Here is a 4,398-nt window from a genome sequence, read left to right as displayed (position 1 = left end):
CGTTGCAGCGCGCCTCGGTGACCGGCTCGCCGCCGTCCAGGCGCACCTGGTCAGAGAACGCCACGAGCACACCCAGGTCGCAGCCGTGGGCGGTGACATAGGCCCGCAGCGCCTGCCAGAAGCGCACAGCGTGCTCCCGCGACGAGCACACCACCATCGCCTTGGCCTGACCGGCGATCTTGTGGGCGACGTGGGTGCGGAAGTGCTCGACGACGATCTCGGCCTTCTGCGCGAGGTTGTGCTCGTGGAGGGTGACGAAGCGGGCGATCGCCCGACGGGCCTTCGCGGTGGCGTACGCGGGATCCTCGGTGATGGCCTTCTCCAGGTGGAAGAAGCTGCGGTAGGTCGTGTAGTTGGCCAGAACATCCTCGATGAAGCCCTCGCCGATGGCCTGGCGCATCGAGTACAGGTGGAACGCCTCGTGGCGGTCGGTGGCAGGGTCGCGCCGGCCGAACAGCTCCAGGGTCTTGCCCTTGGGCGTGGCGGTGAACGCGAAGAAGCTCATGTTGTCCTGACGGCCCCGGGCGGCCACGGCCGCGGCCAGCGCCTCCTCCACCGCGTCGGCGGGCAGGTCGCCCTCGTCGTCGGCGGTGCGGGCGCCGAGGACGCGGCGCAGCTCCTTGGCGGCCTCGCCGGTCTGGGACGAGTGCGCCTCGTCGACGATGACCGCGTAGCGGCGCTCGGGCAGGCCGGCGACCTTGTCGAGCACGAACGGGAACTTCTGCAGCGTGGTGATGATGACCCGGGCCTGCTCACCGGCCAGCGCGTCGGCCAGCTGCTGGGACGAACGGTCGATGCGCTCCACCACGCCGTGGGCGTGCTCGAACTGATAGATCGTGTCCTGCAGCTGACGGTCGAGCACCACCCGGTCGGTGATCACCACCACCTTGTCGAACACCTTCGTGTCGACGGCGTGCAGCGTGGACAGGCGGTGGGCCAGCCACGCGATCGTGTTGGACTTGCCCGACCCCGCCGAGTGCTGCACGAGGTAGCAGTGGCCGGCGCCCTCCTCGCGAGCGGCGGCCTCCAGCCGGCGCACGGCGTCCCACTGGTGGTAGCGGGGAAAGACCACCCTGCCAGGCTTGCGCGACCCGCGAGCAGGCTTGTCGACGTGCACGAACCGGCCGCATCGCTCAGGCCGCACACACGCGGGGTCCACCAGCGCGACCACGACATGTGGTGCAGGTGACGCTAAGGGGGGAGCCCATTACAGCAGAGCGCCTCGTGGCGCAGAGGGGTGTGACAACGCCCCGGGCCGGGTACGCGGGTCCACAGCCGCCATGCCGGCGGGGGCCGGGGCGGTGCGGTCGGACAGGGCGGTGGTGGTCATGGGCCATCACACACCGGGTGCGACAATGCCCCGCGCCCGGGGCGGGCTCGCCCACAGCCGCCGTGCCGGCGAGGGCCGGGGCGGTGCGGTCGGACAGCGCGGTGGCGGTCATGGGCCCATCCAACACCGGGGGTGTGACAACGCCCCGGCCCAAGGCGCGCTCGTCCACAGCCAGCACACCGGCCTCAGCGCGGTGACCGGCGTTCGGTGTGAACCGGCGAGTCACACCGGCCACTGCTCCTGACGCCACCCCGCATCCCAGAACATCCACTCGTAGCGCGTGGTCGTCACGAAGTGCGCGGCCATGCGCGCCCGCTCGACGGCGTCCACTTCGTCGCCGAGTCGGTCGGTCACGGCGAGCACGTCGCGCACGATCGCACTGAACTCCTCGCCGCCATACGTGTCGATCCACCGCTGGTACAGCGGGTCGGGCGACCCGCGCTCAAGCAGCGCCTTGCCAACCTCCCAGTAGATCCAGTAGCAGGGCAGCACGGCCGCGACGGCTTCGGCGAACGAGCCCCCATGGCACACAGCGAGCAGATAGCTGGTGTACGCCAGGCACGTGGGAGCGACAGGCGTGGCCGCGACGTCGTCTTCGGACAGGCCGAGCTCGGCGAAGAAGCCCTCGTGGAGCTGACGTTCCACCTCGATGGCGCCGGTGGCGTGACGGGAGAACATCACGATGTCGTCGTCGCGCGGCGCGCGCGCGGCACACAGCGATAGCGCCCGGGCGTAGTCGCGCAGGTAGTGGGCGTCCTGGACGACGTAGAAGCGAAAGCTGTCCCGGTCGAGGCTGCCGTCGGTGAGGCCCTGGACGAAAGGGTGGGCCAGGATCCGGTCGTAGATCGGCGTGATCGACGACCACAGCTGGCCGGTCAGCTCCATGTCAGCGCTCCCATGTCTCGTTGTCGTGCACGGCGTCCCAGAAGCGCAGCTCGAAGCGGACGACACGACGGAACGCGCGCGCGACGCGGGCGTCGTCGCCACCGCCCCCGAGCCGGTCCATCGTCGCGCCGATCTCGTCGACGTAGCGGCCGAAGGCCGGCGACGACCAGTTGTCGATGAAGCGCCAGTGCGGTGATGATCTCTCGGCTTGGCGGCGCACCGCCGTCCACGCGTCGTGATAGGCACGCTCGGCGCCGTACAGCACGGCCAGCGCGACGAGGAAGCCGTCTGCCGGTGATGCCTGCACGAAGGCGGTGTAGCCCAGCGTCGTCGGGTTCGGCTCCGCCTCCAGGTCCAGACCGTTGGTGCGCGCGGCGTCGCGGAACAGCTCGAGCTCGGGTGCGAGCGCAACGAGTCCCGCGCTGAGCAGGTCACGCGCGGCCTCGTCGGGGGCGAGCTCCAGCATCCGCCCCAGGTAGCGGCGGAACCCGACGACGAAGTGGTGGTCCTGGACGATCCAACGGTCGAACGCCGCGGGCGGCAGCGACCCGTCGGCCGCGCCCACGACGAACGGATGGGCCGTGATCGCCGACCACAGGTCGGCGTGGTCGTCGAGCAGCGCTCGCGCGAGGCTCATGCCCACACCTCGGCGTGGCGGCGGGCGGCGACGGCGACGGCGACGGCGACACCGTCGAGCTCGAAGCGCTGATCCGAGGCGACGGCGACCGCGACCGACAGCGCGCCCGCAGGCGTCGCGCGGCGCCACAGGCCGAGCAGCGCCGGCACGACCGTGCCAGCGCACAGCAGGTCGGCGATGAGAAGCCGGCGCAGCACGCCGTATCCGCGTAGCGCCATCAGCACGGCCGGCGCCATGCACACCAGCGTCGCCAGTCGCGCGCCACCACGGCTGGTCTGCGGCCGCTCACCGACGATGTTGGCGCTGGTCAGATCCGTGGCAGTCGCGGCGTCTCCACGCACCTGGCCGGCGAGCATCGCCACGGTGCCCGCGCACAGCGGAACCACGATCAGCCAGGCCCGCCAACGGTCGGTGCGCAGACTCGCCGCCAGCCCGGTGTCTGCGGTAGGCCGAGCGACCGTGAACGCGTCGATGTCCAGCGCACTCGCCCTCGTCGTGAACCCCACCCACGCGCACGCCGTCAATGTGACAGCCAACACGGCGATGCCCAACCCGATGCCAACCATGGCGCCTCCCTCCGCCGGCGTTAACCGGTTCAGGTTCAAGGGGTCTGCGCCACAGGCGGTCGGCCCTGCGCACTCTCAGCTCTGGGAGCTCCCCCGGCTTTGGCAGACCGTAGCGCACACACGCGTGTTCCTGAAAGGGGCTTGGTGTCGCGGTCAGCTTGCAGCACGGATGGACCCAGGCGGGACGCTGCCCCGCGTCGGCGCGCACGGTCACCGGCCCGCCCGCCCCCGCCCGCCGCAGACGACCGATCGCCTCCACGGCGAAGCCGGCCGCGCCGCGGGCGTCGTTGGCGGGGCCTTCACGCAGCCGGCTGGCCACGACCTGGTCGTAGCCGTCGACCACCGCCACCAGCGGGTGGTAGCCGCGTGCGCCGTCGCGGTTGACCTTGGTCCCGCCCTGCTTGCCCAGCCCGTACGTTTCGCAGTGGGTCGAGTCCAGGTCCACGGTCAGGGCCTCGCCCGACCGTGGGCCCGCGCCCACCGCCCACGCGGCGGCCAGCGCGTCGCCGGCGGCGGCTTCCAACTGGCGCACGTGCCCCCAGGTGAACGCGCGCAGCCACGTGCCGATCGTGGAGGGGGCGCGCACCTGGTGGTCCAACACCGCCTGGCTGGCGCCGGCGCGTAGCACGTCGACGTCGTCGATCCACTCCGCGCCGGCCAGCAACGCCGAGACCACCGTCATCGCCTTGATCCCGGTGTTGGCCCCACCCACCCGGCCCGACAGGTCCACCCGCGCGTCAACCGTCTCACGCACCCCCAGCTGTGCGGCCAGCGTGGCGGGCAGCAACAACCCCGCATTCGACACCAGGTTGGGGTCGTCGAACGTCACTGACAGCCGGGCGAGTTTGTGCGATGCTTTCACCACGAAGGTGCCCTCCTGATCTGCGTGCTGCGGTTCTTGAATACCCGCATTGTTGCAGGTCAGGGGGCACTTTCCGTTGAGGCGACCCCGTCACACGCCAACTTTTTCGGTGGATCCC

4 protein-coding genes and 1 riboswitch are annotated in these 4,398 nt (G+C 71.1%); all 4 genes read right to left on the bottom strand.

The features are described 5' to 3' along the window. A partial coding sequence (locus WD250_11735; GenBank protein MEX2620876.1) for a DEAD/DEAH box helicase family protein occupies positions 1–1,117 on the bottom strand: 1,117 nt, incomplete at its 3' end. Between the two features lie 435 nt (positions 1,118–1,552). After that, complete coding sequence (tenA, locus tag WD250_11730) at positions 1,553–2,215, bottom strand: thiaminase II (protein ID MEX2620875.1); 663 nt, start codon at positions 2,213–2,215, stop codon at positions 1,553–1,555. Position 2,216: 1 nt separating this feature from the next. Beyond that, positions 2,217–2,852 (bottom strand): hypothetical protein, encoded by a 636-nt coding sequence (locus tag WD250_11725; protein ID MEX2620874.1) that lies wholly within the window; start codon positions 2,850–2,852, stop codon positions 2,217–2,219. Beyond that, positions 2,849–3,418, bottom strand: a complete 570-nt coding sequence (locus tag WD250_11720) for a hypothetical protein (GenBank protein MEX2620873.1) — start codon at positions 3,416–3,418, stop codon at positions 2,849–2,851. The genes WD250_11725 and WD250_11720 overlap by 4 nt, the downstream gene beginning before the upstream one ends. Beyond that, a riboswitch (TPP riboswitch) is annotated at positions 3,408–3,523 on the bottom strand. It overlaps the preceding gene by 11 nt. Positions 3,524–4,398 lie beyond the last annotated feature (875 nt).

The sequence above is a fragment of the Egibacteraceae bacterium genome (genome assembly GCA_040905805.1).
Lineage (GTDB): Bacteria > Actinomycetota > Nitriliruptoria > Euzebyales > Egibacteraceae > DATLGH01.
Note: the sequence above shows the minus strand (reverse complement) of the source record. Positions and strands in the feature narration are given on the sequence as shown.